Below are 5,869 nucleotides of genomic sequence, written 5' to 3' on the forward strand. Positions count from 1 at the left end.
TATGCTACAATGGAAGCAAATAGATAGAATGGAGCAGTGACATGAAAGCAATTATTACAGTCGTTGGAAAAGACCAAAAAGGAATCGTAGCGGGTGTCGCAACGAAAATAGCAGAATTGGGACTCAATATCGATGATATCTCTCAAACAGTATTGGATGAGTACTTCACCATGATGGCAGTCGTATCATCCGATGAGAAAAAAGATTTCACACAGCTTCGTTCAGAGTTGGAAGAATTCGGTCAGTCTCTGCATGTGAAAATCAATATTCAAAGCGCAGCGATTTTTGATGCCATGCACAATTTGTAAGATAGGGGTTGAGAATTTATGGACATTAGACAGGTAACAGAAACCATTGCCATGATTGAGGAGCAGAACTTCGATGTTCGGACCATCACTATGGGGATCTCGCTTCTAGATTGTATTGATCCGGATATCGATAAGGCGGCAGAAAAAGTCTACAATAAGATTGTGACAAAGGCCAAAGATTTGGTGGCTGTGGGGGATGAGATCGCGGCAGAACTCGGTATTCCAATTGTGAACAAGCGGGTTTCTGTCACTCCGATTTCCATTATCGGAGCAGCAACCAATGCGACAGACTATGTACCCTTTGCCAAGGCGCTGGATCGTGCGGCGAAAGAGGTTGGGGTCAACTTTATCGGTGGCTTCTCAGCTCTTGTTCAAAAAGGCTACCAAAAAGGGGATGAAATCCTCATTAATTCGATTCCTCGTGCCCTTGCGGAGACAGATTTTGTCTGTTCTTCAGTCAATATTGGATCGACTAAGACAGGGATCAATATGACCGCTGTCCGAGACATGGGGCGCATCATTAAAGAAGCTTCCCAAGCAGATCCAATGGGACCAGGTAAACTCGTTGTCTTTGCTAATGCGGTAGAAGATAATCCCTTTATGGCGGGAGCCTTCCACGGTGTCGGTGAAGCAGATGTCGTCATCAACGTTGGGGTTTCAGGACCTGGTGTCGTCCAACGGGCGATTGAAAAAGTTCCCGGTGCAAGCTTTGATGTGTTGGCTGAAACAGTCAAGAAGACAGCCTTCAAGATTACCCGTGTCGGCCAATTGGTAGGTCAAATGGCTAGTGAACGCCTAGGAGTAGAGTTTGGGATTGTGGACTTGTCCCTCGCCCCAACGCCAGCTGTTGGGGATTCGGTTGCCCGTGTCCTTGAGGCCATGGGGCTTGAAGTAGTAGGAACCCACGGGACAACAGCAGCGCTGGCTCTACTCAATGACCAAGTGAAAAAAGGTGGCATTATGGCTTGTAACCAAGTCGGTGGTTTGTCAGGTGCCTTCATTCCGGTCTCAGAAGATGAGGGGATGATTGCGGCAGTCCAATCCGGCCATATCAACCTGGAAAAATTGGAAGCCATGACAGCTATCTGTTCCGTCGGTCTGGATATGATTGCCATCCCAGCTGATACTCCAGATTCGACCATTGCGGCCATGATTGCCGACGAAGCAGCTATCGGCGTTATCAACCAAAAGACAACAGCGGTTCGGATCATTCCTTATGGAGAAGAAGGTGATATGTTAGAGCTGGGAGGGCTTCTTGGGTCTGCTCCAGTGATGAAGGTCAACAAGGCTTCATCAGCTGACTTTATTGCCCGTGGTGGTCAAATTCCGGCCCCAGTTCATAGTTTTAAAAATTAAAAAATGGCCCTGGAGCAGGATTTTTGCTTAGGGCTTTTAATGTTGGCTGAGGAAGTGAAAGTGAATCGAGAGGTCATCGCTGCCAGTTTCCTTATAAAAAATGATATAATAGAAGGACGTAAAAGGAGATCACATGGTGAATACAAGATTATTTATTATCCGGCATGGAAAAACCATGTTTAATACGATAGGTCGTGCCCAAGGTTGGTCGGATACACCTTTAACTGCTCAAGGAGAAGAAGACATCCGTGAATTGGGGGTTGGTTTGAGAGAATCTGGTTTGGACTTTGTCCGTGCTGTTTCCAGCGATTCAGGTCGTGCTATTCAAACCATGGGAATTGTTTTAGACGAGCTTGGGCTCACAGATCAGATTCCTTATACTTTCAACAAAAAGATCCGGGAATGGTGTTTTGGAAGTTTTGATGGTGCCTACGGAGGGGAACTTTTCCGTGGAGTTGTTCCTCGGGTTTTAGATATTGAAGACTATAAGAAGCTTACCTTGGAAGAACTGGCGAATGGAATCTACCAAGTAGATACAGCTGGTTGGGCTGAACCATGGGATGTGTTGAAAAAACGGATTGTAGATGGCTTTGAGGAGATTGCCAAGGAAGTTGAAGCCAAGGGTGGTGGAAATGCCTTGGTTGTTAGTCACAGCATGACCATTGGTTCCTTTGTGTGTATTTTGAATCCAGAGATTGAGCTGGATCCAAGGGTTGAAAATGGTAGTGTCACCTTGATAGAATACGAAAATGGACAATTTTCAATCCAGACCATCGGAGATGAGTCATACCGCAAGCTGGGTGCTAACTGGTTAGCAGCCCACTCAGAAGAACTTGATGTAAAAAAATAAGATAGATTATATAAGAAGAAAACAATTGCAGGAGGATAAAAATGGCAAAGACAAAATTGTATATTTCCCGTCATGGAAAAACCATGTTTAATACCATTGGTCGTGCCCAAGGTTGGTCTGATAGTCCCTTGACGGAAGCTGGGGAACGAGGGATTCACGAATTGGGGATTGGTCTACGTGAAGCCGGGATTCAGTTCCAACAAGCGGTGTCCAGCGACTCCGGTCGAACCATTCAAACCATGGGGATTGTGCTAGAAGAATTAGGGTTAACGGGTAAGATTCCTTACCGTTATGATAAGCGCATCCGCGAATGGTGCTTTGGAAGTTTTGATGGAGCCTATGACGGGGAACTCTTTTTGGGCGTTTTGCCACGTGTCTTTCGGGTTGATGACTTCCATCATTTGAGCTTGATGGAGTTGGCAGAAGGGATTGTCGAAGTGGACACAGCCGGCTGGGCAGAGTCCTGGGAAACCCTTCGTGACCGCATCTTGGATGGCTTTACGGCAATTGCAAAAGATGTCGAGTCTAAGGGTGGCGGGAATGCCATCGTGGTCAGTCATGGGATGACCATCAGTACCTTGATTTACCTGATTGATCCAAAAGCTTTTAAAGAATTGGTCTTGGACAATGGTAGTGTGACTGTTATTGAGTATGAAGATGGCCAATTTAAACTAGAAGCAGTTGGAGATCTGTCATACCGCCAGGTTGGAGCGAAATGGTTAGAGGGAGATCATGACTAAATATAAACTTGCCAAGAAAAGAGAAAAGAAAGTTAGCTGGATCGTACTCTGCTGTTTAGGCCTCTGTCTAATCGGAGCAGGAGTGGGTATTTTCTATTTGAAACCTCAATGGCTTCATATGGGCTCTGTTGAAGATAAAAAAGTAGAAACGACTACTCCAAAAAAGGTTGAGAAAAAGGAAGAAAAACCTATGACAGACCTTCCTCAAGTTTCTAGTAAGGATTGGAACCTAGTCCTGGTCAACCGGGATAACAAGTTAGACGAGCTGAATCCTCAGTTAGCTGATGTTGAAGAAATCAAGGTGGACAGTCGGATCGCAGAACAAACCAAACAGTTTCTAGCGGCAGCAAGGGCAGTTGCTCCTGAGGAGTCCTTGATTTCCGGTTATCGAAGTGTGGAGGAGCAAACAGAGCTTTACAATGAGCGGGTAGCACAGTTGGAAGCTACTGGTCTTTCTCATGAAGAAGCAGAGCGTCAGGCACAAGCTCAAGTACAGGTTCCAGGAGCTAGTGAGCACCAGACAGGTCTTGCGATTGATATGAGTGCCCCAAATGGCCTGTCCGAAGAGGTAGTGCAACAAATTATTGCCTTGGCGCCACAATATGGGTTTATTCTCCGTTATCCGGAAGGGAAAAACGCAATCACGGGTGTGGACTATGAAAACTGGCATTTCCGCTACGTCGGTGTAGAAAATGCCCAGTATATGGTCAAGCACCAGCTGGTCTTAGAAGAATATATTCAAAAGCTGAAAGAAGCAGGTTTATAGTTTTTTTCAGCCTAGTATCGGTCTTAAGAATGATTTTTAGCACTCTTTAAAAAAGAGTGCTAATTTTTTGGATTTTTTTCTTGACTTTCTTTTGAGAGGGTGTATAATAGAATCATGGTTTAGCACTTGAGTGTTTAGAGTGCTAAATACGAAAGAGAGGTGAGGTCATGGTTACAGAACGTCAAAATGAGATTCTCAATCTTGTCGTCGATATCTTTGCCAAGACCCACGAACCGGTCGGATCAAAAGCACTACAAGATGTCATTCAATCCAGTAGTGCGACCATCCGAAACGACATGGCTGCTCTCGAAAAGCAAGGCTTATTAGAAAAGGCCCATACTTCGAGTGGTCGAATGCCTAGCCGAGCTGGTTTTCAATATTTCGTTCAGAACTCGCTCGATCTAGAGTTGATTGATGAGCAAGATGTCTACCAGGTGGTGAAAGCCTTTGATTTCGAAGCCTTTAAGTTAGATGATATCTTGGATGCTACGGCCAAGTTACTAGCCCAGATGACGGGCTACACCGCGGTGATTCAGGATGTGGAGCCGACACGGCAGCGCTTGACGGGTTTTGAGATTGTCCCATTATCCAACCATGATGCCTTAGCGGTGTTGACCTTGGATGAATCAAAGCCTGTCACCGTACAGTTTGCTATTCCAAAGAATTTCTTAACCAGTGACTTGGAAATCTTCCATCAGCTAGTTCAAGAACGTTTCATTGGAAATACGGTCTTGGATATCCACTACCGCTTACGGACGGAGATTCCACAGATTGTACAGCGCTATTTCAAGACGACAGACAACGTATTGGATCTATTCGATTACGTCTTCTCGCAACTGTTTCAAGAACTGGTCTTTGTAGAAGGAAAGGTTTCATCCTTAACCTATGCCGATCTTCAGACCTATCAGTTTTTAGATAATCCCCAGCACGTAGCCTTGGAGTTACGAGGAGGAATGCCGGAAGACCAAATGACCCAGATCCTGGTTGCGGAATCCCAAGAGAAGGCCTTAAAAAATGTGACGGTCATTAGTCACAAGTTCTTAGTTCCTTATCGTGGGATGGCCCTCATGCATGTCATTGGTCCCGTAGAGATGGACTACAGGCGTGTGATTAGCCTGGTCAATGTTATCGGCCGAGTGCTGGTCATGAAGTTAACGGATTATTACCGTTACCTCAACAGCAACCATTATGAAGTAAATTAAGATCAAATGAAAGGGGTGTATGCCTTGACAGAAGATATTAAAAAAGAAGACGTGAAAGAAGAAGTTGCCGAGACAACCGAAGAAGTTGTAGAGGAAAGCAACCAACCTTCTGAGTTAGAAGAAGCACAAGCGCGTGCCGAGGAATTTGAAAACAAATACCTTCGAGCTCATGCAGAAATGCAAAACATTCAGCGCCGTGCCAATGAAGAACGTCAACAATTACAAAAATACCGTAGCCAAGATTTGGCGAAAGCAATCTTACCATCACTGGACAACCTCGAACGTGCCCTTGCCGTCGAAGGATTGACAGATGATGTGAAGAAGGGCTTGGAAATGGTCCAAGAAAGCTTGATTCACGCCCTGAAAGAAGAAGGGATTGAAGAAATCGCAGCGGACGGAGAATTTGACCATAACTATCATATGGCTATTCAAACAGTCCCAGCTGATGACGAACATCCAGCAGACACTATCGCACAAGTCTTCCAAAAAGGCTACAAACTCCATGACCGCATCCTAAGACCGGCTATGGTAGTTGTCTACAACTAGGATATCTTGTCCGAAACGACACTAAACTATGAAAGAAAGATAAGATGCAAGCCGGAGGCTTGCAAGGAAGATATTTCCCGCCGTGGTGAAAGTTTCAGTAG

Annotated in this window: 7 protein-coding genes; all 7 read left to right on the top strand. The window is 45.2% G+C overall.

Translation table 11 applies throughout. The features are described 5' to 3' along the window. Window positions 1-41: 41 nt before the first annotated feature. The 7 genes from QZ158_RS07515 to grpE all read left to right on the top strand — a co-directional run bounded on the left by QZ158_RS07515 (window position 42) and on the right by grpE (window position 5,768). The gene (locus tag QZ158_RS07515) at window positions 42-308 is read left to right on the top strand and encodes an ACT domain-containing protein (protein WP_129822470.1); all 267 of its coding nucleotides are present in this window, start codon (window positions 42-44) and stop codon (window positions 306-308) included. An 18-nt stretch (window positions 309-326) separates the two neighbouring features. Further along, window positions 327-1,664, top strand: a complete 1,338-nt coding sequence (locus QZ158_RS07520; RefSeq protein WP_293887270.1) for a PFL family protein — start codon at window positions 327-329, stop codon at window positions 1,662-1,664. Window positions 1,665-1,797: 133 nt separating this feature from the next. Then, window positions 1,798-2,514, top strand: a complete 717-nt coding sequence (locus QZ158_RS07525; RefSeq protein WP_293887272.1) for a histidine phosphatase family protein — start codon at window positions 1,798-1,800, stop codon at window positions 2,512-2,514. A gap of 41 nt (window positions 2,515-2,555) precedes the next feature. Beyond that, window positions 2,556-3,254, top strand: a complete 699-nt coding sequence (locus tag QZ158_RS07530) for a histidine phosphatase family protein (protein ID WP_293887274.1) — start codon at window positions 2,556-2,558, stop codon at window positions 3,252-3,254. After that, the gene (locus tag QZ158_RS07535) at window positions 3,247-4,020 is read left to right on the top strand and encodes a D-alanyl-D-alanine carboxypeptidase family protein (RefSeq protein ID WP_293887276.1); all 774 of its coding nucleotides are present in this window, start codon (window positions 3,247-3,249) and stop codon (window positions 4,018-4,020) included. Before QZ158_RS07530 ends, QZ158_RS07535 begins: the two co-directional genes overlap by 8 nt. 167 nt (window positions 4,021-4,187) lie before the next feature. After that, a complete protein-coding gene (gene hrcA, locus QZ158_RS07540; protein ID WP_293887278.1) occupies window positions 4,188-5,222 on the top strand; it encodes a heat-inducible transcriptional repressor HrcA in 1,035 nt (344 codons plus the stop codon). A gap of 24 nt (window positions 5,223-5,246) precedes the next feature. Then, window positions 5,247-5,768, top strand: coding sequence for a nucleotide exchange factor GrpE (gene grpE, locus QZ158_RS07545; protein ID WP_293887280.1), 522 nt, complete (start codon window positions 5,247-5,249; stop codon window positions 5,766-5,768). The last annotated feature ends 101 nt before the right edge of the window (window positions 5,769-5,869 follow it).

The organism is Streptococcus sp. A12 (genome assembly GCF_905372335.1).
GTDB lineage: Bacteria > Bacillota > Bacilli > Lactobacillales > Streptococcaceae > Streptococcus.

Excerpts from the sequence above, each read along its gene's own strand:
- QZ158_RS07515 (WP_129822470.1), top strand. The coding sequence starts at position 42 with ATGAAAGCAATTATTACAGTCGTTGGAAAAGACCAAAAAGGAATCGTA.
- QZ158_RS07520 (WP_293887270.1), top strand. The coding sequence starts at position 327 with ATGGACATTAGACAGGTAACAGAAACCATTGCCATGATTGAGGAGCAG.
- QZ158_RS07525 (WP_293887272.1), top strand. The coding sequence starts at position 1,798 with ATGGTGAATACAAGATTATTTATTATCCGGCATGGAAAAACCATGTTT.
- QZ158_RS07530 (WP_293887274.1), top strand. The coding sequence starts at position 2,556 with ATGGCAAAGACAAAATTGTATATTTCCCGTCATGGAAAAACCATGTTT.
- QZ158_RS07535 (WP_293887276.1), top strand. The coding sequence starts at position 3,247 with ATGACTAAATATAAACTTGCCAAGAAAAGAGAAAAGAAAGTTAGCTGG.
- hrcA (WP_293887278.1), top strand. The coding sequence starts at position 4,188 with ATGGTTACAGAACGTCAAAATGAGATTCTCAATCTTGTCGTCGATATC.